Source organism: Pseudomonas siliginis (assembly GCF_024072275.1).
In the GTDB taxonomy this organism is placed as follows: Bacteria; Pseudomonadota; Gammaproteobacteria; order Pseudomonadales; family Pseudomonadaceae; genus Aquipseudomonas; species Aquipseudomonas siliginis.
Genome location: NZ_CP099598.1, coordinates 1,551,683 through 1,572,510 on the forward strand (window position 1 = coordinate 1,551,683; position 20,828 = coordinate 1,572,510).

Here is a 20,828-nt window from a genome sequence, read left to right on the forward strand (position 1 = left end):
TCGATGCGGTCTTTTTGTTATCACATTTCAAGGCTATACACGGATCCCGTAGGAATGGGCTTTTGTGGCGAGGGGATTTATCCCCGCTCGGCTGCGCAGCAGTCGCAAATCCTGCCAACTCGGTGCTTCAGGAATACTGAGTTTGCAGGGTTTGGGGCCGCTTCGCAGCCCAACGGGGATAAATCCCCTCGCCACAAGGGTCTGCTGTAAGACCCAAGCCACCCACAGAGTTCCTCAGGCAATCTGCAAAACCTTGAACACAAATGCATATTCGAGCGCTACGTCACGTAATCCCTGATAGCGCCCGCTCATACCGCCATGCCCGGCGCCCAGTTCGGTCTTGAGCAGCAGCACATTGTCGTCGGTCTTGGTTGCGCGCAATTTTGCTACCCACTTGGCCGCTTCCCAGTACTGCACGCGGCTGTCGTTGTAGCCGGCGATCACCAGCAGTGGCGGATAAGCTTGCGCGGTGACGTTTTCGTACGGTGCGTAAGCCTTGATCCGATCATAGACGTCCGGTTCTTCCGGGTTGCCCCATTCGTCGTATTCGGTGACGGTCAGCGGCAGATCGGGGTCGAGCATGGTGTTGAGCACGTCGACGAACGGCACTTCGGCAATCGCCACGCCGAACAGGTCCGGGCGCTGATTGAGTACCGCGCCGATCAGCAGGCCACCGGCGCTGCCGCCGCTGATCGCCAGTTTCTCCGCCGTGGTGATGCCGTTGAGAATCAGGAATTCGGCGCAGGCGATGAAGTCGCTGAAGGTGTTGTGTTTGTGTTCCTGCTTGCCGGCGCGATACCAGGCTTCGCCCAGCTCGCCGCCGCCGCGTACGTGGGCAATGGCGAAGGCCATGCCGCGATCGAGCAGGCTCAGGCGGGCGTGAGAAAACCACGGATCGAGGCTGGAGCCGTAAGCGCCATAACCATACAGATACAGCGGCACCGGTTTACCGACCATCTCGCGTTTCATCACCAGACTGATCGGCACCTGCGTACCGTCCGGGGCGGTCGCCCACAGGCGTTGGCTGACATAGGCGTCGGCATCAAATTGGCCGAGTACCGGGGTTTCCTTGAGCACCGTTTGTTCGCCGCTGGCAAGAATCAACTGGCGCACCTGGGCCGGGCGATTCAACGCTTCGTAGCGCAGGCGAATGCGGTCGCTCTCGAATTCCAGGCTGTTTTGCACGTGGAGGCTGTAGGCCGCATCGGGCAATTGCACGCGATACGGCGCCGAGCCCTGCGGGTGAACCTCGATGATCGGCAGGCCACCTTCGCGCAGACTCAAAGTCATCGCCTCGGTGTTGAGGCTGACACCGTCGAGCATCACTTCTTCGTTGTGCGGGATCAGGTTCTGCCAGTCGGCCTCGCTCGGCGGCACGCCAGTGTCCGGGGCCTGATACAGGGCGAAGTTGATGCCGTCGCGGTTGGTACGGATAAACCATGTCCAGACGCCATCGAGCAGGCCGTGGTCGACGTCGTATTCGTGATCTTCGACCCGTGGCGCCAGGCAGCTGAACGGCAGGTGCGGTTGGTTGGCGTCCAGCGCCCAGACTTCACTGGTGGTCTTGCTGCCCAGCGACAGCAGCAATTGCTGTTCGGAGCTGGCGCGGTAGCAATGCAGGAAGAACCGACCGTCCGGCTCGTGGAAGACTTCTTCAGCGGCGGTGCCATCGAGACGATAGCGGAACAGTTTATGCGGGCGATGGGTGTCGTCGAGCACACCGAAAAACAGGGTCAGGCTGTCGTTGGCCCAGGTCATGCTGCCGTCGCAGTCCTCGAATTCCAGTTCGCTGACCTTGTCGTTGGACAGCTCCTTGACGAACAGCGTGTAGATCTCATCGCCCGAGGCATCAACGCTGTAGGCCAGGCGCTGGTGATCGGGGCTGATGCTGAAAGCTCCGAGGGAGAAGAAGCCGCCATTGGCCAGCGCATTCGGGTCGAGCAGCAATTGTTCGCGGCTTTCATCGAGGGTCAGGCTGTCGTCCGCCGGGCGCGGGCAGCGGTAGTGCCGGGCATATTCGTCACCGGCGGTGGTGCGCGTGTAATAAAGGTAGGGGCCCCAGGGCGAGGGCAGGGACAGATCAGTCTCGAGAATCCGCCCCTTGATCTCGTTGAACAGGCTTTCACGCAGCTCGGCCTGATCGGCGGTTTGCGCTTCCTGATAAGCGTTTTCAGCCTTGAGGTAGTCGAGCACCGCGTCGGTATCGCGTTCCTGCAGCCAGGCATACGGGTCGGCGCCGGGCGCCCGGTGGGCAATCGGGGCAGTCATGACATTGGCGGATTGGGGCATGGAAGGCTCTCGGACAATATTCGGAATTGGGTTGTTCGCAGGTCTTGAAAGCGCCGCAGCCCGTGTGGGAGCGAGCCTGCTCGCGAAAGCGGTGTGTCAGGCAACGCTGTTGCAACTGACAGTCCGTATTCGCGAGCAGGCTCGCTCCCACAGGGGCGGCTGCTGGCCGTCTGGTATTGGGACAAGCCGCATGGGCGAAAAGTCGTTACTATAAGCGCCTATTTGCCTGCCTTGCCATGGACACCATGACCGAGAACGACTATCTGATCGCCTGGGGCCTTTACGCCTTTGCCGCCGTGGGCTGCCTGCTGGTATGGATGCGCCTGACCACCTGGATGTGGCGTTGGCTGCGCGAGCCGCTGCGTGTGCTGATGGCGGTGTTGCTGTTCAGCCCGACCATCGTCGATCCGGTGAAAGCCAAAGTTGCACCGGCCATCGCCATCACCGCCCTGGACATGCTGTTCAAGGTCGGCAACAACGCCTGGCGCGCGGTTTCCGATCTGTTCATGTACGGCATGATCGCCTTCGGGGTGTATCTGGTTTTCGTTTTGATCCGCCTGCCGATCGAGCGTGCCTCGGCAGCACGGCGTGAACGCGCCGAGGCCGCCAAGGCTGCGGCCCGTGCCGAAGAGCGCGACGATGATCAACCGTTCGGCGGCGCCGGTGACGACCGCTACGGTCGCCCGCCAGTACCGAACAATCCGCAGCGCATGCGGGTCGAGCCGCGTCTGTAACCCGAGAGTCCGCACATGTGTGAATTACTGGGCATGAGTGCCAACGTGCCGACCGACATCGTGTTCAGCTTCACCGGCCTGATGCAGCGCGGCGGCCGCACCGGCCCGCACCGCGACGGCTGGGGCATCGCCTTCTATGAAGGGCGGGGCCTGCGGCTGTTTCAGGATCCGGCAGCGAGCAGCGAGTCGGAAGTGGCCAACCTGGTGCAGCGTTATCCGATCAAGAGCGAAGTGGTCATCGGCCACATCCGCCAGGCCAACGTCGGCAAGGTCTGCCTGTCCAACACCCACCCGTTCGTCCGCGAACTGTGGGGGCGCAACTGGTGTTTCGCGCACAACGGCCAGCTCGCCGACTTCACTGCGATCAAGAGTTTCTACCGACCGGTCGGCGATACCGACAGCGAAGCGGCGTTCTGCGATTTGCTCAACCGGGTACGCGCAGCCTTCCCCGAGCCGGTCGATATCGAAACGCTGCTGCCGGATCTGGTCGCAGCGTGCGCCGAATATCGCAGCAAAGGCGTGTTCAATTGCCTGCTCAGCGACGGTGACTGGCTGTTCTGTTACTGCTCGACCAAACTCGCCCAGATCACCCGCCGCGCACCGTTCGGCCCGGCGCGGCTCAAGGATGTCGATGTGATCGTCGACTTCCAGGCCGAAACCACGCCCAACGACGTGGTCACGGTGATTGCCACCGAGCCTTTGACCGAAAACGAAACCTGGACCCGTTACGAACCGGGCCAATGGAGCCTGTGGCGACGCGGCGAATGCGTCAGCCAGGGCAAGACCGAATAAGGATTTGCACCCATGTTGCTCAGTTATCTACGGCTGGTGTTGTTTGCGGCGGGCCTGTTGATCGGTGTCCAGGTGCCGGGGTTCATCAACGATTACGCGCAACGTGTCGAAGCGCACCTGATCGAAGCGCAGACCGGCCTGCGTGGTTTCCAGGGCACGGCGGATCAGTTTTTCAAAGGCGATATGCAGGCGCTGGTCGCACATTACCGTGCCAGCGAAGACCCGATTTTTCGCAGCGATGCCGACAGCCTGAATACTTTGCTCACCCGCCAGGTCGCGCTGGACAAGCAATTCCAGGCGATGCAAGGCCCGTGGTATGTGCGCTTCCTGCAAGTGGTGCTGGCCGCCGATCCGGATATTCGCAAGGAAACCTGGAACGGCTACAGCTACCAGATTTTGCTGACGCCAGAGGCGATGATCTGGGGCATGAGCGGCGCATTGCTGCTGTCGTTCGGCATCGAATGCCTGTTCCGCCTGATCGACTGGGTCGTCCTCGGCGGCCGCCGCCTGCGCCAGAGCCGACCGATCGAAGATCGCGATGTGCGCGGTTTGTAAGACTTGCACAATCCCCTCTGGCAAGAGAGGCCTTATGGCATGGGGGATTCTGTGGTGAGTGGGCTCTGGGGTGAGTGGGTTCTGTGGTGAATGAGTTCTGTGGCGAGTGGGTTCTGTGGTGAATGAGTTCTGTGGCGAGGGGATTTATCCCCGTTGGGCTGCGCAGCAGCCCCAAAACCTGCACTGAAAGACCGCGTTGGCCGCAATCACGACTGCTGCGCAGCCGAGCGGGGATAAATCCCCTCGCCACGTAATCATTCAGTAAGGGTGATGTAGTCCTTGCCGACCTTGTGCGCATACCCCGCCAGGACCTGCTGACACAACGTCACGATCTCCTCGACCCACTCAACCCCGACCCGCCACGACACCACCACCGGCAGATTCGCCGGCCGCTGCTCGATGTCGAGCACGATCAATTCGCCACGCGCCAGCTCCTCGGTCACCAGCACCGGCGGCAGCGCGCCGATACCGAAGCCATCGCGCAACAACCGGGTGATCGCCGACACCGAGTTCACGCAATTCAAGCGTGGCGCCATGACGCCGCTGGCCTGCATCAGCGCGACGATATCCTGATGCGGTCGTGAGTTTTTCGAATAGGTGATGATCCGCTCCTGTGCCAGTTCGGCGAGGTCGGCGTAGTCACGGTTGTGGATCGAATTGCTCGCGACAATCCAGCCCAGCGGATGGCTTGCCAGCTCGAGGCTGCGCACGCTTTCGTGACGGACCAGATCGGTTTGCAGAACCAGATCAAGGAAGCCTTTTTGCAGTTGATCGCAGAGGTTCAGCGCGGTATCCGCGATCAATTCGATTTCCACCCGTGGGTACAGATCGGTCATCTGCGCCACCAGCGGGCTCAGCCAGGTATGGATCACTGTGTCCATCACGCCGATACGCACCCGCCCGACCTTGCTCGAACGGGTCTCGATCGACTGCTTCAGCGCCGCCATGGTGTCGAGCATCTGCTCGGCATAGTCCAGCACTTTCAGGCCTTCCGGGGTCAGGCTGACGCCGCGTGAGTCGCGCAAAAACAGCTTTACGCCCAGCTCGCCTTCGAGCACTGCAATGCGGCTGGAAATCGATGCCTGGGTGGTGAACAGCTTGTCAGCGGTCAGGCGAAAACTCTTCAGACGCGCGACCCAGACAAAGGTCTCGAGAAACTTCAGATTCATGGACAAGGCTCGAGTGACAAATTTTTCTTATGCCTAAGGCGGGTTTTTATTCGTTGGACGGCGCAGGGCAGGGCGACGAAAAATCGGCGCATCCGGTTCCCACGATAGGCGTCGTCGGAGCTTCGAACAAGACCAATAAAAGCCCTGCGGAGATTTGCCATGAGTGCTCCCGACACCCTTCCTTTATCCAAGCCTGCGGCGCGTCCGGGGCCATTCGACTGGTATCGCAACATCAACCAGCAGGAGCGCCGCACGTTCTGGAGCTGCAAGATCGGCTACGGTCTGGACGGTATGGACACGCAGATGCTCAGCTTCGTCGTGCCGACGCTGATCGCGATGTGGGGCATCACTACGGGCGAAGCGGGACTGATTCACACCAGCACCCTGATCGCCTCGGCCATCGGCGGTTGGGTCGCCGGGATTCTCTCCGACCGCATCGGCCGTGTGCGCACCCTGCAACTGACGGTGCTGTGGTTCGCCTTCTTCACCTTCCTCTGCGGCTTCGCGCAAAACTACGAACAATTGTTGATCGCCCGCACCCTGATGGGCTTCGGTTTCGGCGGTGAATGGACCGCTGGCGCAGTGTTGATCGGTGAAGTGATCCGCGCCAAGGATCGCGGCAAAGCGGTGGGCATGGTGCAATCCGGCTGGGCGCTGGGTTGGGGCCTGACGGCGATTCTGTACGCGCTGCTGTTTTCGGTGTTGCCAGCGGAAGATGCCTGGCGCGCGCTGTTCATCCTCGGCATCGTGCCGGCGATATTCGTGATTTTTGTCCGTCGACTGGTGAAAGATCCGGAGATCTATCGCGAAGCCAAAGCCGCGCAAACTCCGGAAAACCCGGCGAAGTTCTACGAGATCTTCGCACCGGGCATGCTCTTCACCACATTTCGCGCTTCGTTGCTGACCACCGGTGCGCTGGGCGGCTACTACGCGATTACCTCCTGGCTGCCGACTTTCCTCAAGAACGAGCGCGGTTTGAGCGTGCTTGGCACCGGTGGTTATCTGGCGATGGTGATCGTCGGTTCTTACGTCGGCTATGTGACCAGCGCTTATCTGACCGACCTGCTGGGGCGGAAAAAGAACTTCATTTTGTTTGCCGTCGGCTCGTTCACTATCGTTCTGCTCTACACGCAGATGCCGGTCAGCAATGGCGTGATGCTCTGGCTGGGCTTTCCGCTGGGCTTCTTCGCCTCGGGAATTTTCAGCGGCATGGGTGCGTTTCTCACCGAACTGTTCCCCACGCGGATTCGCGGCTCGGGCCAGGGTTTCTGCTACAACATCGGCCGCGCGCTGGCGGCGTTGTTCCCGCTGTTGATCGGCCTGCTCAGCCAGAAAGTGCCATTGAGCATGGGCATCGGCGCCTTCGCGGCGGTCTCCTATGGCGTGGTGATTCTGGCGGCGCTGAGCCTGCCGGAAACCCGTGGCAAGCAACTCGACGCGCAGTAACTGATACCCTGCGCAGAAGTCTCCTACAGATAAAAAGACCAGCAGCTACAGGAGTGTTCACCGTGAGCCGCCTGCTATTGAATTGCGACATTGGCGAGAGCTTCGGCAGCTGGACCATGGGTCTGGACACCGAAGTCATGCCCTTTATCGATTGCGCCAACGTTGCCTGTGGTTTCCATGCTGGCGACCCGAGCATCATGCGCAAAACCGTGGCGCTGGCGCTCGAGCACGGCGTGCAGATTGGCGCGCACCCGGCCTATCAGGATCTGGTCGGATTCGGCCGACGCTCCATGGCGTATTCCGCGCAAGAGCTGCAAGACATCCTGCATTACCAGATCGGTGCCCTCGACGGCATCTGCAAGGCGCAGGGCGGGCGCGTGAGCTACGTCAAACCCCACGGCGCGATGTACAACGACATGATGGCCAACCCTGCGCAGTTGCGCGCGGTGGTGCAGGCCGTGGCCGCTTATGATCGCAATCTGCCGCTGATGTTGATGGCGACCCGAGACAACGCTGCGGGGCAGCAAATTGGCGATGAATACGGCGTAACGCTGTGGTTTGAAGCATTCGCCGACCGTGCCTACGACAGCGCCGGCCGGCTGGTCTCCCGGCAACTGCCGGGCGCCGTGCATCACGATCCCGAAAAAATCGTCGAGCAAGCGCTGACCATCGCCAATGGCGGCGCGCTCACCGCCAGCGATGGCAGCGCTTTGAACCTGCGCGCCAATACCTTGTGCGTCCACGGCGACAACGCCAGTTCCGTGGCCGCCGTGCAGCGCATTCGCCAGGCCTTGCAGCAGTCGAGTGCGTCATGAACCCACGGATTGAAGTGGTGGCGCTCGACTGCCTGATGTTGCGTCTGTTCGATGAAATCGCCGAAGCCAACATGCCGTGGCTGCTCGCCGCGAGCGAGCGTTTGCGCACGGCGTTTGGTGCACAGTTGATCGATCTGGTGCCGTCCTATACGACGTTGATGGTGCATTACGACCTGACGCTGTTGAGTCCGGCGCAGGCGCGTGAATTGATCGCCGAAGCGCTGGTCGATCTGGCGCCGAATGCGCGCCGTGCCGGGCAGTGTCACGTCTTGCCGGTCTGGTACGACTTGAGTGTCGGCCCGGAATTGAGCCTGTTGGCCGAACGCAGCGGGCTGCCAGTGGCGGAAGTGATTCGTCGGCACAGCGCACGGGAATATCAGGTGTTCGCGCTGGGCTTTGCGCCGGGTTTTGCCTTCATGGGTCTGGTCGAAGAAATGCTCGCCGCGCCGCGCTTGAGCACGCCGCGCAAGAAAGTTGCCGCCGGCAGCGTGGGCATCGCTGAGCGGCAGACGGCGGCTTATCCGGTAGTTTCACCTGGTGGCTGGAACCTGATCGGGCGCACCCCGGCGCAACTGTTTGATCGCCATCGCGACGGCTACAGCCTGATGCAACCGGGCGACACGGTGCGCTTCGAAGCCGTCGATCACGCCGAATTCATACGCTTGGGCGGCGATGACACACCACTGGAGGCGTTGGCATGAGTCGATTGACGATCGAAGCCAGCACACCGCTGTGCCTGTTGCAGGATGCCGGGCGGTTTGGCGTGCGGCATCTGGGCGTGACCCAGGGCGGCGCGGCGGATTGGTGTTCGATGAGCTGGGCCAATTGGCTGCTCGGCAATGAGCTGGATGCAGCAGTGGTTGAAATCACCCTCGGCGGGTTTGCTGTTGTGGCTGAAGAGGATTGCCTGCTGGCGCTGGCGGGAGCGGATCTCGGCGCGCAGATCGACGGCCAGCCGCTGGCGCCGTGGCGCAGTTTCAAATTGGCGAAAGGCCAGACATTGCGGTTCACGCAGCCTTTGCTCGGCGCCCGGGCGTATCTGGCCGCGCCCTTTGGGTTTACTGCGCCCAAGGTACTGGGCAGCAGTGCCACGGTGGTGCGCGAAGAATTGGGCGGGCTTGATGGCATGGGCCTTCCGCTCGCCAAAGGGGCGGTGCTCGGTTACAGCGGCGAAGCGTTGGCAGTACGGGAAATGCCTTCGGCGCTGCGGCCGGATTTCAAAATGCACGCGCCTTTGGATTTGGTGCTCGGCGCACAGATCGGCCAGTTCAGCGGGCAGAGCCTGTTCGATGTGTTCAACAGCACCTGGACACTCGACAGTCGCGCCGACCGCATGGGCATCCGCCTGCTCGGCTCGGCGTTGCAATATCAGGGCGCGCCGATGATCTCCGAGGGGATTCCGTTGGGCGCGGTGCAGGTGCCGCCCGATGGCCAACCGATCGTGTTGCTCAACGATCGCCAGACCATTGGCGGCTATCCGCGCCTGGGCGCGTTGACGCCGCTGGCGTTGGCGCGATTGGCGCAATGCCTGCCGGGAGCGAAGGTGAAATTGAGGCCGGTAGTGCAGGACGTCGCGCACCGCGAGCATGTCGAGTATTTGCAGCGCTTTAAAGATCGCTAAAAGCTTCGCGAGCAGGCTCGCTCCCACAGGTAAAAGCATTCCAATGTGGGAGCGAGCCTGCTCGCGAAGGCGTTCGTCGAGTTAACGATTATTTGGAAAGAAACCGCATCCCTTCTTCAAGCCCGCGCAGCGTCAGCGGATACATCTGATCCTCGATCAGATCGCGGACGATGTTGGTCGACGAGGTATAGCCCCAGGTATCTTTCGGATACGGATTGATCCAGATGAGCTTCTTGTATTTCTCCATGAAGCGCTGCATCCACACGTAACCCGGCTCTTCGTTCCAGTGCTCGACGCTGCCACCGGCCTGGGTGATTTCGTACGGCGCCATGGCGGCGTCACCGATGAAGATCACTTTGTAGTCGGCGCCGTATTTATGCAGCAGATCCTGGGTCGAGGTGCGTTCGGAAGTGCGGCGCATGTTGTTCTTCCACACTGATTCATAAATGAAGTTGTGGAAGTAGAAATACTCAAGATGCTTGAACTCGGTCTTGCAGGCCGAGAACAATTCCTCGCAGATCTTCACGTGCGCATCCATCGAACCGCCGATGTCGAACAACAGCAGCAGCTTCACCGTGTTGCGCCGTTCGGGGCGCATCTGGATGTTCAGCAGGCCGGCATCCTTGGCGGTGTGGTCGATGGTGCCGTCGATGTCGAGCTCTTCCGCCGCACCCTGACGGGCGAACTTGCGCAGACGACGCAGGGCGACCTTGATGTTGCGCGTGCCCAGTTCCACCGAATCGTCGAGGTTCTTGTACTCGCGCTGATCCCAGACCTTGACCGCTTTGCCCTGACGCTTGCCGGCATCGCCAACGCGGATGCCTTCCGGGTTGAAACCGCCGGAACCGAACGGGCTGGTGCCGCCGGTGCCGATCCATTTGTTGCCGCCGGCGTGACGTTCCTTCTGTTCTTCCAGACGCTTCTTGAATTCCTCGATGAGCTTGTCCAGCCCGCCAAGGGACTGGATCTGCGCGCGTTCTTCGTCGCTCAGCGAACGCTCGAATTCCTTGCGCAGCCAGTCTTCGGGAATCAGCGCCTGCAAGTGATCGTCGAGTTTCTCCAGGCCATTGAAGTAGGCACCGAACGCGCGGTCGAACTTGTCGAAATGGCGCTCGTCCTTCACCAGAATCGCCCGCGACAAGTAGTAGAACTCGTCCATGTCGGCGAAGGTCACGCGCTGTTTCAGCGCGTTGATCAGGTCGAGCAGCTCGCGTACCGACACCGGCACCTTGGCTGCACGCATTTCGTTGAACAGGTTGAGCAACATGGCAGCAGCCTCTTAGCGGGTGCCGCGCCGGCTCATGAACGCCAGGCGCTCAAGCAGTTGCACGTCCTGTTCGTTTTTCACCAGTGCGCCTGCCAGCGGCGGAATGGCTTTGGTCGGATCGCGCTCGCGCAGCACCGCTTCGCCGATGTTGTCGGCCATCAGCAGTTTCAGCCAGTCGACCAGCTCGGACGTCGAAGGCTTTTTCTTCAGGCCCGGTACCTTGCGCACGTCGAAGAACACGTCGAGCGCTTCGCTGACCAGGTCCTTTTTGATGTCCGGGTAGTGCACGTCGACGATTTTCTGCAGGGTAGTGCGGTCGGGGAAAGCGATGTAGTGGAAGAAGCAGCGGCGCAGGAAGGCGTCCGGCAGCTCTTTCTCGTTGTTGGAAGTAATGATGATGATCGGGCGCTTCTTGGCCTTGATGGTCTCGTCGATCTCGTAAACGTAGAACTCCATCTTGTCGAGTTCTTGCAACAGGTCGTTGGGGAACTCGATGTCGGCCTTGTCGATTTCGTCGATCAGCAGAATCACCCGCTCTTCGGACTCGAAGGCTTCCCAGAGCTTGCCTTTCTTCAAGTAGTTGCGCACGTCGTGGACTTTTTCATTGCCCAGCTGCGAGTCGCGCAAACGGCTGACCGCGTCGTACTCGTACAGACCCTGATGGGCCTTGGTGGTGGACTTGATGTGCCAGGTGATCAGCTTGGCCCCGAACGACTCGGCCAGTTGCTCGGCGAGCATGGTCTTGCCGGTGCCCGGCTCACCCTTGACCAGCAGCGGCCGTTCCAGGGTGATGGCGGCGTTGACCGCCAGCTTCAGGTCATCGGTGGCGACGTAGGCCTGGGTGCCTTCGAACTTCATCTGCAAATCCTCGAACGGTAACGCTGACCTTGCGGGCAGGGCGGGGCGAATAATCGGATGCCCGACTATAACGCGCACGCCGGTCGACTGTGAACGCAGACGGCTTATTCAGTCTCTGAATGGAGCGTCACATGTTGACTCAGTCTCGGCGGATGGCCAGTATTTCGGTATCGCCGATTTGGCGATAGCCTTTCTTACTTGGTTAGTAAAAAGGGCAGAAAATCGATGTTACCCATGAAACGGCCGCGTCTGCGATCTGCGCACGTCCTGTCGGATTTCAGGTTGGCGCTGACATTTATCAATGGTCAGGAACTGACAGTTGATTTGGGGATGGATATTCATACTTATCCAGGTCTGCGGCCACTGCTTGATCGCGAAGTCTTTGCGACTGCCGTAGTCGGGGACGAGGGGTGGATCGTTGAATGGGTTGATCCCGACGTACAGATCGGTGCAGACACGTTGTATATGGATGCGCTAGCGCAAAATGCCCAGGATGAGAACACGCGCATTTTTATCGATTGGCGCGCCCGTACCGGACTTTCTCTCAATGATGCGGCCGAAGCGCTCGGTGTGAGCGCTCGCAGCATCAGCCGTTACAGCAATGGGCGTGAAGCAGTGCCACGTTCTTTGGCGTTGGCCTGTCTGGGCTGGGATTCGCTGCAACAGCGTTCATCGATAGCGGCCGAAGACACAGGTCGATATGTCGTCAACCGCAAAAATTAACCCTCATCCGGCTTCGGCCGCTCATATCGCGCATTGAATGCCTGGATGAAGCCATTGCGCAAAATCTGCAAAAACGCTTCGAAGGCGTTGACGTTCTGCTGGTGAACATTGCCGCTGAGTTCGACGCGAGTGGCGAACTGGTTTTTGTTCTGGTTTTTCAGCACGGTCTCGGTGCCGCCGACCAGCGCTTCCCAGATTGAGCGGAACAGGCCTTTGTTCTTGTTCTCGACGTCCTGCTGCCAGTTGAAAACGTCGACGTCGCGCAGCAGGGGTTTGATGTAGCCGGTGAGTCGGGCTTTCTCCGCTTTCGCTTCGATAACCACGTCGCCGTGGCCGGCGTTGAAGTCGAACTTGCCGTAGGCGGCGGCGAAGTCGTTCATGCGTTTGAGCTCGATGTCGCGAGCGCGCAGACGGAATTCAAAGTCTTCGAAGTTGCTCAGCGGATCGAAGGTGGCGGTGGTTTCCAATGGCGCGTGGCCCAGCAGCAAGGCCTTGCCTTCAAAGCGGGCGTCGCGTTTGCCTTCCTTGTCGACCACATTGGTCAGGTTGTAGATGCTGGCGTTGACGTTGCTGGCATTCATGTTCACCGGCGGCTTGGAATTGAAGTTGCGGAAGGTGATGCGGCCGTCGTTGATCTGCACTTCATCGAGGGTGATCGGCAGCAGCTTGCCCAATTGTTCACGCCAGTCGGTGCCCTGACCGGTTTGCGAGTTCTGCTTGTTGGGGCCACCGTCGACGAAGTTGATTTCGGGATTGAGGAATTGCACCTGCGCGACCACGGCATGGTCGTACCACAGCGAATGCCAGCTCACCGACAGGTCGATCAACGGCGCATCGACGAACGGCACCGGGACCTTGCCGTCGACCTTGACGATTTTCAGGCCGTTGATTTTGTACGCACCACGCCACAGCGCGAGGTCGACGTCGGTGATCTGGCCACGGTAATCGCCCATGTCCGCGAGCTTGTCATTGAGGTAGTCGCGTACCAGATAGGGCAGGGCGAAATGCAGGGCGACCAGCAGCACCACGACACCCGCCAGGGTCCAGAGCGGCCAGCTGTAACGACGTTTCATGCCATTGTTCCTTCAAGAGTGTGGCTTGACGATTCAAAGCGATTGACTCCGCGCGTTTGCAGACGTTCGACCCGACTGGACTGTGATCGGCAACGGGCTTACCTTGGAAGGCTGAATTCAACGCTGCATAAGGACCCAGCCATGAGCCGTATTTACGCTGACAACGCCCATTCCATCGGTAATACGCCGCTGGTCCAGATCAACCGCATCGCGCCGCGCGGGGTTACGATTCTGGCCAAGATCGAGGGGCGCAATCCCGGTTACTCGGTCAAATGCCGAATCGGCGCCAACATGATCTGGGACGCCGAAGGCAGCGGCAAACTCAAGCCGGGCATGACCATTGTCGAGCCGACTTCCGGTAACACCGGTATCGGTCTGGCCTTTGTCGCCGCTGCGCGGGGCTACAAGTTGATGCTGACCATGCCGGCATCGATGAGCATCGAGCGCCGCAAGGTTCTTAAAGCCTTGGGCGCGGAACTGGTGTTGACCGAGCCGGCCAAGGGCATGAAAGGCGCCATCGAGAAAGCTGCGGAAATCGTCGCCAGCGATACCGATAAATATTTCATGCCGGCGCAATTCGATAATCCGGCCAACCCGGCGATTCACGAAAAGACCACCGGCCCGGAAATCTGGAACGACACCGACGGCGCCGTGGATGTGCTGGTGGCTGGCGTCGGCACCGGCGGAACCATTACCGGTGTCTCGCGGTATATCAAGAACACCGCCGGTAAACCGATTCTGTCGGTGGCTGTCGAGCCGGCGTCTTCGCCCGTCATCACCCAGGCTCTGGCCGGCGCCGAGATCAAGCCGAGCCCGCACAAGATTCAAGGCATCGGTGCCGGTTTTGTGCCGAAGAACCTTGATCTGTCGATGGTCGATCGTGTCGAACAGGTGACCGATGAAGAATCCAAGGCCATGGCTCTGCGCCTGATGCAGGAAGAGGGGATTTTGTGCGGCATTTCCTGCGGTGCTGCCATGGCGGTGGCGGTGCGTCTGGCGGAGAAACCAGAGATGCAGGGTAAAACCATCGTCGTGGTGCTGCCGGATTCGGGTGAGCGTTACCTGTCGAGCATGCTGTTCAGTGACCTGTTTACCGAGCAGGAGAACCAGCAGTAAGCCTGTTGATTCAGGTCAGCCGAGGTTCAGGTGCTGCATGCTAATAAAGGCTTTGTTGCGTAATGCTTAACACTGAATCTTGTGTCAGGCGGGTTTTTCCGCAGGCCGGTAGTGTTTATCATGGCCGGCTGCCATGCCGGGTAAAGGGCATTGCGCAGCGTTGTCTTTATTCAAGGAGTTGTTGATGACCGTTTCGTTTGCCGCCAAGGCGTTTGTGCTGTTGCTGTTTCTGGGCAGCACGCTCTATGTGCATTTGCGCGGCAAGGCGCGTTTGCCGGTATTGCGCCAGTTCGTCAACCACTCCGCGCTGTTCGCGCCCTACAACGCGTTGATGTACCTGTTTTCCGCAGTGCCATCCAGACCGTATCTGGATCGCAGCAAGTTTCCGGAACTGGATGTTCTGCGCGACAACTGGGAAACCATCCGCGACGAAGCCATGCACCTGTTCGACGAAGGCTACATTCGCGCTGCCGAAAAGAATAACGATGCCGGTTTCGGTTCGTTTTTCAAGAAAGGCTGGAAGCGTTTCTATCTGAAGTGGTACGACAAACCGTTGCCATCGGCCGAAGCCCTGTGCCCGAAAACCGTGGCGCTGGTCAGCGCCATTCCCAACGTCAAGGGCGCGATGTTTGCGCTGCTGCCGGGCGGCAGTCACCTCAACCCGCACCGCGATCCGTTCGCCGGCTCGCTGCGCTATCACCTCGGTTTGTCGACGCCCAACTCCGATGATTGCCGGATCTTCGTCGACGGTCAGGTCTATGCCTGGCGCGACGGCGATGACGTGATGTTCGACGAGACCTACGTGCACTGGGTCAAGAATGAAACCGCTCAGACTCGAGTGATTCTGTTCTGTGACATCGAACGTCCGCTGAGCAACCGCCTGATGACCCGGATCAACCGCTTCATCAGCGGCTGGCTCGGCCGCGCCACCGCGCCGCAGAATCTTGATGACGAGCGCGTTGGCGGCATCAACCAGGCTTATGCCTGGAGCAAGAACTTCAGCGACCGTTTCAGCGGCGTGGTCAAGCAGTGGAAACGTCGCCATCCCAAAGCCTACAGGGTAATGCGCCCGGTGCTGGCGGTGTTGGTGCTGACGTTGCTGGGGTATTGGTTGTTTGGTTGAGGCTGGATAAGACAATAGAAAACCGCTCTTTGGGAGCGGTTTTTCATTAGCGGAAGGAAAAGGACGACCCGGCTAATGCGCCGCTTGGCTCTTCAACGGCTGGATTGACCAGTGCATTCCTGATGCGATGCATCTCGGTTTCAGATAATTCAACAGATGGCTGCTTTTTCTCCATCTTTCTGGATTTGAAGTTTGATGCTTTCTTTTCAACGACAGCTTTCATGGGATCTCCCACGTTGATCACTAAATGAGCAGGTGCTCAGATACTAGACTTGGTCAATACGCTTCACAAGACGGCCCTCAGAGTCGAATTCGAAACCCAGTTGACGGTATAGAGGTATAGCTCCCGAAAGAGGCTCCTGAATTTCGATTTGCTGGCTGCCGATGATACGTGCGAAATGAGTGACGGCAGTCAGGGCGAAGGTCGCTATTCGGCCCTTGAGCGGGTGTTCGTTTGGGTGCCCCTCAAGACGCACAATTTTGACTCTCAGTCGGCTTTGGTTCGGATTGGCGAAACAAAGTCCGCACAGTTCACGATCAAACCAGATTGCCAGATCGAAGCTCATTGGTTCTTTGGCTTTCCATCGGACAATTTCCTCCCAGCAGAAATGCGGATCGAGCCATTGCTCATAAGCTTTCATGGCGGACGCATCAATAGCCTCGAAGCGAACCTTGGAATAATCAACGTCAACAATTGCGCGCGCCTCGAGTTCGCTGTGTAGCTTCGCAAATGTAACTGCCGCCCGCTTCCTCGCCTCCGACCGATAAACCTGATACCGCAAATACGTCCGTTTCCTTGGCATATGATCTCTTGCATTCCATGTCTCCTGACAATCCGTTGCCACGCCAATAACCCTACCCACCCGGCGCCGCACTGTCGCTACCGGCCCATTGCCCAAGTCATTGCAATCTGTGTCCCGGGCTGGTTATAGTCAGCCCGCTTGAGCGCCATGCTCACGCCTTCATTTCCTCAATAAAGATCAGCATCCATGCCTGCATCCCTCATCAACGCGGTAGTCGATTCAGCGGTCAACGCTGGCGTCGTGCCGTGCGGGAATCGGCAGTCTGTGCAGATCAGTCATTACCCTCCACCTGTCAGTAGCACGCCGGTGTGCGCAGTCGTTTCGCCGCCGGGCGTTGGTGTTCGGGGCTGATCGGCAGTTTCTGCTGACCCCCGCGCCCGCCAGAAAAACCTACTGAATTTCAGCTTCGGCTGAGTTGGCTTCTTGCCTGACTACAGGTGGTATTCATGTTTGTCCTTTCGAAACAATCCGCGCTCGCGGCGACGTCCACGAGCCTGTTCGTTCTGCTGTGGAGCAGCGGGGCGATTTTCTCCAAATGGGGCCTGGCCCATGCTTCGCCCTTTGCCTTCCTGCTGATTCGCTTTGCCATCGCCCTGTGCGGGCTGGTCTTGCTGGCGCCGCTGCTGAAATTGAAGCTGCCCAAGGGTGGCAAACCGATGCTGTTTGCGATCGCCACCGGCGTGGTGCTGTTGGGCGCCTATCAGATCTTTTATCTGCTGGCGCTGGACTGCAAAGTCACGCCGGGGGTGATGGCCACTCTGATGGGCGTTCAGCCGATTCTCACCGTGGTGCTGATGGAGCGCCAGCGTTCGGCGAGCCGCCTGTTCGGCCTGGCGCTGGGCCTGGCCGGGCTGGTCATGGTGGTTTATCAGGGCATCGGTCTGGCCGGAATGTCCTGGGCCGGCATGTTGTTCGGTTTGCTGGCGCTGGCGAGCATGACGCTCGGCTCGATCATGCAAAAACGCATCACCGACAATCCGCTCGGTACGCTGCCAGTGCAGTACCTGGCCGGCCTGTTGCTGTGCGCGGTGTTCGTACCGTTCCAGCCGTTTCACTTCGAGCACAGCGCAGGCTTTATTGTCCCGGTGTTATGGATGGGCCTGGTGGTTTCAGTGCTGGCGACGCTGTTGCTGTATCGATTGATCGCGCGGGGCAATCTGGTGAATGTCACCAGCCTGTTCTATCTGGTGCCGGCGGTGACGGCAGTGATGGATTACCTGATTTTCGGTAATCGGCTGGCGGCGTTGAGTGTGCTGGGGATGCTGCTGATTGTTGTCGGATTGGTATTTGTGTTCCGTAAAACCGGATAGCCGATAGGCAGGTGGCGCTTGTTGCGCCGCCTTTCGCGAGCAGGCTCGCTCCCACATTGGAATGTATTTTTCTGTGGGAGCGAGCCTGCTCGCGAATATCTGCGGCAGAAAATCTAACGGACTGACGCGTTTGCAGGGTTCACCACCGCCGGCTTCAACACCAGCCACAACGCCGCCGCAATCAGCACCCCGCCATAAATGTGCGCCATCGACAACGGCTCATCCAGCAACAACGCCCCCCACAACACGCCGAACGGCGGGATCATGAAGGTCACGGTCATCGATTTTACCGGGCCGATCGAGCTGAGCAGGCGGAAATAGATGATGTAGGCAAACGCCGTGCAACCCAGGCCCAGGCCGAGCAGCGACAGCCAGACATGCCAGCCACCCCAGCTGACCGGCGGCGCAGTGATCACGCTGTAGGCGAACAGCGGCAGCAGAAACAACGTCGCTCCGAGCATGCTGCCCAGTGCCGACAAACGGCTGTCCAGCCCACCGGCCTGATCCAGCCAGCGCCGCGCGAGGAAACCGGCAAAGCCATAACAAGTGGTCGCCAGCAGGCACGCGACCGCGCCCATCAGCAGTTGCAGGTCGAAGGCCACGGGACCGGCGCGTGTCAGCACGCCGACGCCGAACAGGCCGAGGAACACACCGCCCAGCTTGGCGATCGTCAGTTTCTCGCTGAAGAACAAACCGCCAATCAACACGCCCATCAGCGGCGTCGTGGCGTTGAAGATCGCCGAATAGCCGGCCGGCAATACCTGGGCGGCAACCGAATACAGCGTCGCCGGAATCCCCGAGTTGATCACGCCCAGTAGCATCACGGTCTTCAGCTTGCCCTTGAAGTCCCAACTGATGCGCATCAGCCCAAGGATCACCAGCAGCCCGGCAGCCGCGATCGACACGCGAAAGAACCCGGTCGGGATCGTGCCGATCACCGGGGCAATGATGCGCATGAACAGAAAACTCGCGCCCCAGATAGCGGCCAGCGACAACATGCGGAAAATATCGACAGGGCTCACGGCGGGCTCCTTGCTTGATCGGGACGAGAGTGTTGCCGAGCGTCCGGATCATGGCAACCGCTATTCGGGCTTTTAATTCTGCCTTGGGATTAACCTGCGCGAGAAACACCGTCAACGGTCAGCGCTGTATCGGTTTTGGCAGAAATTGCGCTTTTCCTGCGAGCGCTTCCGTGACTAAGCTCAGACCAACCGAATTCCCGCCGAGGTTTCATTTATGTCGCAGCAATGGCCAGCCACCGAGATCGCCCGGATGATCCTCGCCGGCTTCGACGATTACCGCGAGCATTTCCGCCGCATCACCGATGGCGCGCGGGAGCGCTTCGAACAGGCGCGCTGGCAGGAGGCGCAGGCCGCGTCGGCGGCGCGGATCAGTCTGTATGAGGAAAAGGTCGGCGAAACCGTCGCTCGCCTGCGCGAGTATTTCGACGAAGAGACCCTGATGAACGTCAGCTGCTGGCCGCTGGTGAAAAGCGCCTATATCAGTGTCATCGACCTGCGCTTCGACGATGAGCTGTCCGAAACCTGGTACAACTCGATTTTCTGCGGGCTGTTCAGCCACGACCTGATCAGCGACGGCTGCATGTTCATCCACACCACGCGCCCAAGCCTGCGCCGTGCCCGCGCCGCGCAAACCCGTACGTACAAGCCGCAGGGCCAGTTGTCCGGGATGCTCGCCAGCATCTTCGCCGATTACCGCTTCAGCGAGGATTACGCTGATTTGCCCGGCGACTTGCTGCGGCTCGAAGCGCAATTGCGCGAGAACCTGCCGGACTGGGTGTGCAAGGACCCGGAGCTAAGCGTCGAGCTGTTTTCCTCGGTGCTTTACCGCAACAAGGGCGCGTATCTGGTCGGGCGCATCTACACCCGCGACGAGCAATGGCCGCTGGTGATTCCGTTGTTGCACCGCGAAGGTCGGGGCATTCAGATCGATGCGTTGATCACCGACGAAGCCGATGTGTCGATCATCTTCTCTTTCACCCGTTCGTATTTCATGGTCGATGTCCCGGTGCCGGCGGAGTTCATCGGATTTCTGCGGCGCATCCTGCCGGGCAAGCACATCGCCGAGCTGTACACCTCGATCGGCTTCTACAAGCACGGCAAGTCGGAGTTTTACCGCGCGCTGATCAATCACCTGGCCAACACTGACGACCAGTTCATCATGGCCCCGGGCGTGCGCGGCATGGTCATGAGCGTGTTTACCCTGCCGGGTTTCAACACCGTATTCAAAATAATCAAGGACCGTTTCTCACCGTCGAAGAACGTCGATCGCGCCACGGTGATCGAAAAGTATCGGCTGGTGAAAAGCGTCGATCGGGTCGGGCGTATGGCCGATACCCAGGAGTTTGCCGATTTTCGCTTTCCGCTGAGCAAGTTCGATCCGGCGTGTCTGGAAGAATTGCTAGAGGTGGCGCCGTCGACGGTTTCGGTCGAAGGCGAAACCGTGCTGATCCGCCACTGCTGGACCGAACGCCGGATGACGCCGCTCAACCTGTATCTGGAAAATGCCAACGACGCCCAGGTACGTGAAGCGCTTGAGGATTACGGCCTGGCGATCAAGCAGCTGGCGGCGGCGAATATTTTTCCCGGGGATATGCTGCTGAAGAACTTCGGCGTCACTCGACACGGCCGGGTGGTGTTCTACGACTACGACGAAATCTGCTTCCTGACCGAAGCCAACTTCCGCCACATCCCGGCACCGCGCACGCCGGAGGATGAAATGGCCTCTGAGCCGTGGTACTCCATCGGCCCGCTGGACGTTTTTCCCGAAGAGTTTCCACCGTTCCTGTTTGCCGATGCCGGGCAGCGCAAGCTATTCGACCAGTTGCATGGCGAGTTGTACAACGCCGATTACTGGAAGGGCTTGCAGGAGGCGATTCGGGCGGGGAAGGTGATAGACGTCTTCCCATATCGGCGCAAGGGCCTCGACAACGAGTAGCTCTTTTAAAAGCCCCTCACCCCAAGCCCTCTCCCAGAGGGAGAGGGAGCTGACCGAGGTGTCTTGGGTCAAACGCCGACCTGAAAGAGCTCGGCGATTATGGATTCGGCAAAGCTCTTTCAGGTCGATGTACCTTTGAAGCATCCCCCAATCGGTCCCCTCTCCCTTTGGGAGAG

At 59.7% G+C, this 20,828-nt stretch carries 20 protein-coding genes; 12 read left to right on the forward strand and 8 right to left on the reverse strand.

The features are described 5' to 3' along the window. Positions 1–234 precede the first annotated feature (234 nt). Positions 235–2,289 carry a S9 family peptidase gene (locus tag NF676_RS07405; RefSeq protein WP_252887459.1) on the reverse strand — a complete coding sequence of 685 codons (2,055 nt, stop codon included), beginning with the start codon at positions 2,287–2,289 and terminating at the stop codon, positions 235–237. Between the two features lie 236 nt (positions 2,290–2,525). Between NF676_RS07405 and NF676_RS07410 the strand changes: the two genes are divergently transcribed. Genes NF676_RS07410 through NF676_RS07420 form a run of 3 tightly spaced genes read left to right on the forward strand, consistent with a single transcriptional unit; the run spans position 2,526 to position 4,370 of the window. Beyond that, positions 2,526–3,023, forward strand: a complete 498-nt coding sequence (locus NF676_RS07410; protein ID WP_041478845.1) for a hypothetical protein — start codon at positions 2,526–2,528, stop codon at positions 3,021–3,023. Positions 3,024–3,038: 15 nt separating this feature from the next. Next, positions 3,039–3,815 carry a class II glutamine amidotransferase gene (locus NF676_RS07415; RefSeq protein ID WP_252887460.1) on the forward strand — a complete coding sequence of 259 codons (777 nt, stop codon included), beginning with the start codon at positions 3,039–3,041 and terminating at the stop codon, positions 3,813–3,815. Positions 3,816–3,827: 12 nt separating this feature from the next. Next, the gene (locus NF676_RS07420; RefSeq protein WP_016771223.1) at positions 3,828–4,370 is read left to right on the forward strand and encodes a DUF2937 family protein; all 543 of its coding nucleotides are present in this window, start codon (positions 3,828–3,830) and stop codon (positions 4,368–4,370) included. Between the two features lie 254 nt (positions 4,371–4,624). Here the strand turns inward: NF676_RS07420 and NF676_RS07425 are convergent, their stop codons facing one another. Then, entirely contained in the window at positions 4,625–5,539 is a 915-nt protein-coding gene (locus NF676_RS07425) for a LysR family transcriptional regulator (RefSeq protein ID WP_252887461.1), read from the reverse strand. Between the two features lie 159 nt (positions 5,540–5,698). On the opposite strand from NF676_RS07425, the gene NF676_RS07430 reads away from it, so the two are divergent. The 4 genes from NF676_RS07430 to NF676_RS07445 all read left to right on the forward strand — a co-directional run bounded on the left by NF676_RS07430 (position 5,699) and on the right by NF676_RS07445 (position 9,421). After that, complete coding sequence (locus NF676_RS07430) at positions 5,699–6,985, forward strand: MFS transporter (protein WP_095180653.1); 1,287 nt, start codon at positions 5,699–5,701, stop codon at positions 6,983–6,985. A gap of 62 nt (positions 6,986–7,047) precedes the next feature. Next, on the forward strand, positions 7,048–7,800 hold the full coding sequence (locus NF676_RS07435) for a 5-oxoprolinase subunit PxpA (protein ID WP_252887462.1): 753 nt from the start codon (positions 7,048–7,050) through the stop codon (positions 7,798–7,800). Then, positions 7,797–8,501 (forward strand): 5-oxoprolinase subunit B family protein, encoded by a 705-nt coding sequence (locus NF676_RS07440; protein WP_252887463.1) that lies wholly within the window; start codon positions 7,797–7,799, stop codon positions 8,499–8,501. Before NF676_RS07435 ends, NF676_RS07440 begins: the two co-directional genes overlap by 4 nt. Continuing rightward, positions 8,498–9,421 carry a 5-oxoprolinase subunit C family protein gene (locus tag NF676_RS07445; protein ID WP_252887464.1) on the forward strand — a complete coding sequence of 308 codons (924 nt, stop codon included), beginning with the start codon at positions 8,498–8,500 and terminating at the stop codon, positions 9,419–9,421. The genes NF676_RS07440 and NF676_RS07445 overlap by 4 nt, the downstream gene beginning before the upstream one ends. Before the next feature lie 88 nt (positions 9,422–9,509). Here NF676_RS07445 and NF676_RS07450 read toward each other — a convergent pair whose 3' ends face one another. Both NF676_RS07450 and NF676_RS07455 read right to left on the reverse strand, forming a co-directional pair. Then, a complete protein-coding gene (locus tag NF676_RS07450) occupies positions 9,510–10,688 on the reverse strand; it encodes a vWA domain-containing protein (protein ID WP_016771218.1) in 1,179 nt (392 codons plus the stop codon). Positions 10,689–10,700: 12 nt separating this feature from the next. Beyond that, on the reverse strand, positions 10,701–11,546 hold the full coding sequence (locus tag NF676_RS07455) for an AAA family ATPase (protein WP_007911294.1): 846 nt from the start codon (positions 11,544–11,546) through the stop codon (positions 10,701–10,703). 225 nt (positions 11,547–11,771) lie between these two features. On the opposite strand from NF676_RS07455, the gene NF676_RS07460 reads away from it, so the two are divergent. After that, positions 11,772–12,269 carry a helix-turn-helix domain-containing protein gene (locus NF676_RS07460; protein ID WP_095180658.1) on the forward strand — a complete coding sequence of 166 codons (498 nt, stop codon included), beginning with the start codon at positions 11,772–11,774 and terminating at the stop codon, positions 12,267–12,269. Here the strand turns inward: NF676_RS07460 and NF676_RS07465 are convergent. After that, entirely contained in the window at positions 12,266–13,342 is a 1,077-nt protein-coding gene (locus NF676_RS07465) for a DUF748 domain-containing protein (protein WP_056783605.1), read from the reverse strand. The genes NF676_RS07460 and NF676_RS07465 overlap by 4 nt on opposite strands. 141 nt (positions 13,343–13,483) lie before the next feature. Between NF676_RS07465 and cysK the strand changes: the two genes are divergently transcribed. After that, entirely contained in the window at positions 13,484–14,458 is a 975-nt protein-coding gene (gene cysK, locus NF676_RS07470) for a cysteine synthase A (protein WP_041478837.1), read from the forward strand. A 184-nt stretch (positions 14,459–14,642) separates the two neighbouring features. Further along, entirely contained in the window at positions 14,643–15,581 is a 939-nt protein-coding gene (locus tag NF676_RS07475; RefSeq protein ID WP_041478836.1) for an aspartyl/asparaginyl beta-hydroxylase domain-containing protein, read from the forward strand. A gap of 46 nt (positions 15,582–15,627) precedes the next feature. Here NF676_RS07475 and NF676_RS07480 read toward each other — a convergent pair whose 3' ends face one another. Together NF676_RS07480 and NF676_RS07485 are read right to left on the reverse strand one after the other, a co-directional pair. Continuing rightward, positions 15,628–15,804 carry a hypothetical protein gene (locus NF676_RS07480; protein WP_191622380.1) on the reverse strand — a complete coding sequence of 59 codons (177 nt, stop codon included), beginning with the start codon at positions 15,802–15,804 and terminating at the stop codon, positions 15,628–15,630. A gap of 43 nt (positions 15,805–15,847) precedes the next feature. Beyond that, the gene (locus NF676_RS07485) at positions 15,848–16,384 is read right to left on the reverse strand and encodes a hypothetical protein (protein ID WP_056783608.1); all 537 of its coding nucleotides are present in this window, start codon (positions 16,382–16,384) and stop codon (positions 15,848–15,850) included. A 446-nt stretch (positions 16,385–16,830) separates the two neighbouring features. Here NF676_RS07485 and NF676_RS07490 point away from each other — a divergent pair, with 446 nt between their 5' ends. Continuing rightward, positions 16,831–17,694, forward strand: coding sequence for a DMT family transporter (locus NF676_RS07490; RefSeq protein WP_252887465.1), 864 nt, complete (start codon positions 16,831–16,833; stop codon positions 17,692–17,694). Positions 17,695–17,807: 113 nt separating this feature from the next. Here the strand turns inward: NF676_RS07490 and NF676_RS07495 are convergent, their stop codons facing one another. Continuing rightward, entirely contained in the window at positions 17,808–18,716 is a 909-nt protein-coding gene (locus tag NF676_RS07495) for a DMT family transporter (protein WP_252887466.1), read from the reverse strand. Between the two features lie 214 nt (positions 18,717–18,930). On the opposite strand from NF676_RS07495, the gene aceK reads away from it, so the two are divergent. Then, positions 18,931–20,652, forward strand: coding sequence for a bifunctional isocitrate dehydrogenase kinase/phosphatase (aceK, locus tag NF676_RS07500; protein WP_056783617.1), 1,722 nt, complete (start codon positions 18,931–18,933; stop codon positions 20,650–20,652). Positions 20,653–20,828: the final 176 nt, after the last annotated feature.

Excerpts from the sequence above, each read along its gene's own strand:
- cysK (WP_041478837.1), top strand. The coding sequence starts at position 13,484 with ATGAGCCGTATTTACGCTGACAACGCCCATTCCATCGGTAATACGCCG.
- NF676_RS07415 (WP_252887460.1), top strand. The coding sequence starts at position 3,039 with ATGTGTGAATTACTGGGCATGAGTGCCAACGTGCCGACCGACATCGTG.
- NF676_RS07490 (WP_252887465.1), top strand. The coding sequence starts at position 16,831 with ATGTTTGTCCTTTCGAAACAATCCGCGCTCGCGGCGACGTCCACGAGC.
- NF676_RS07450 (WP_016771218.1), bottom strand. The coding sequence starts at position 10,688 with ATGTTGCTCAACCTGTTCAACGAAATGCGTGCAGCCAAGGTGCCGGTG.
- NF676_RS07485 (WP_056783608.1), bottom strand. The coding sequence starts at position 16,384 with ATGCCAAGGAAACGGACGTATTTGCGGTATCAGGTTTATCGGTCGGAG.
- NF676_RS07455 (WP_007911294.1), bottom strand. The coding sequence starts at position 11,546 with ATGAAGTTCGAAGGCACCCAGGCCTACGTCGCCACCGATGACCTGAAG.
- NF676_RS07410 (WP_041478845.1), top strand. The coding sequence starts at position 2,526 with ATGGACACCATGACCGAGAACGACTATCTGATCGCCTGGGGCCTTTAC.
- NF676_RS07420 (WP_016771223.1), top strand. The coding sequence starts at position 3,828 with ATGTTGCTCAGTTATCTACGGCTGGTGTTGTTTGCGGCGGGCCTGTTG.
- NF676_RS07440 (WP_252887463.1), top strand. The coding sequence starts at position 7,797 with ATGAACCCACGGATTGAAGTGGTGGCGCTCGACTGCCTGATGTTGCGT.
- NF676_RS07480 (WP_191622380.1), bottom strand. The coding sequence starts at position 15,804 with ATGAAAGCTGTCGTTGAAAAGAAAGCATCAAACTTCAAATCCAGAAAG.
- NF676_RS07460 (WP_095180658.1), top strand. The coding sequence starts at position 11,772 with ATGTTACCCATGAAACGGCCGCGTCTGCGATCTGCGCACGTCCTGTCG.
- NF676_RS07445 (WP_252887464.1), top strand. The coding sequence starts at position 8,498 with ATGAGTCGATTGACGATCGAAGCCAGCACACCGCTGTGCCTGTTGCAG.
- NF676_RS07475 (WP_041478836.1), top strand. The coding sequence starts at position 14,643 with ATGACCGTTTCGTTTGCCGCCAAGGCGTTTGTGCTGTTGCTGTTTCTG.
- aceK (WP_056783617.1), top strand. The coding sequence starts at position 18,931 with ATGTCGCAGCAATGGCCAGCCACCGAGATCGCCCGGATGATCCTCGCC.
- NF676_RS07405 (WP_252887459.1), bottom strand. The coding sequence starts at position 2,289 with ATGCCCCAATCCGCCAATGTCATGACTGCCCCGATTGCCCACCGGGCG.
- NF676_RS07430 (WP_095180653.1), top strand. The coding sequence starts at position 5,699 with ATGAGTGCTCCCGACACCCTTCCTTTATCCAAGCCTGCGGCGCGTCCG.
- NF676_RS07465 (WP_056783605.1), bottom strand. The coding sequence starts at position 13,342 with ATGAAACGTCGTTACAGCTGGCCGCTCTGGACCCTGGCGGGTGTCGTG.
- NF676_RS07425 (WP_252887461.1), bottom strand. The coding sequence starts at position 5,539 with ATGAATCTGAAGTTTCTCGAGACCTTTGTCTGGGTCGCGCGTCTGAAG.